General features: G+C 50.5%; 1 protein-coding gene. It reads left to right on the forward strand.

Features of this window, described 5'->3' with window-relative positions; translation table 11 throughout:
* Positions 1–915 (forward strand): transposase (locus JWJ90_RS22770; RefSeq protein ID WP_205229506.1); only part of this gene is annotated, 915 nt, incomplete at both ends.

Raw genomic sequence — 915 nt, forward strand, 5'->3', positions numbered from 1 at the left:
TTTGGGGTACGAGTTATCCCCAGTGATACCCAAATGCGGACTATTCTGGATGAGATTGTTCCGACCTTACTTCGGCGACCGTTCCGCACTATTTTTCATCAACTGCAACGAGGTAAGGTCATGCCGAAGATGACCTGCCTTGGCGGCTACCTTCTGATGGCCATTGACGGTACAGGTATCCATAGTTCGGAGAATATCGGTGCCGATTACTGCCTGACTAAAGAGCGACGTAACGGTACAATCGAATACCATCTCCAAATGGTGAGTGGAGCCTTTGTCTCACCTGAGCACAAGGCAGTCTTTCCACTCTGCCCCGAACTCATCCGCCGCCAGGATGGCTCAACTAAAAACGACTGTGAGCGCAACGCTACCAAGCGTTTTATCTCCGATTTCCGCCGGGAGCATCCTCGTCTGAAGGTTATCGTTACCGAGGATGGCCTGAGTTCAAACGCACCGCATATCAAAGATTTGATGGCTCATAATCTTCGTTATATCCTTTCAGCCAAACCAGGGGATCATGCCTACATGTTCAGCCTAGTCGACGCAGCGGCCGAACAGGGGGATGTAACCGAGCTGATCCTTCCGGACAGCAGCAAAGCCAACAAGACACACTGTTTTCGCTTTATCAACGCTGTCCCGCTCAACAAGGCCAGCGAAAATGAGTTGCAGGTCAACTTCCTCGAGCATTGGGAAGTCGAAACCAAAGGCGAAGGGGTAATTGTTCGTAATCGGTTCAGTTGGGTTACCGATCTTGAGATAACCCCGGACAACGTCATGGAGATCATGCGCTGTGGTCGTGCCCGCTGGCGGATTGAAAACGAGACCTTCAATACTCTGAAAAATCAAGGTTATAACCTTGGGCACAACTATGGCCTGGGCAAAAAGCACTTGAGCGCAGTTTTTATGCACCTGATG

Origin of the sequence: Desulfobulbus rhabdoformis (genome assembly GCF_016919065.1) — a bacterium.
GTDB classification, from domain to species: domain Bacteria; phylum Desulfobacterota; class Desulfobulbia; order Desulfobulbales; family Desulfobulbaceae; genus Desulfobulbus; species Desulfobulbus rhabdoformis.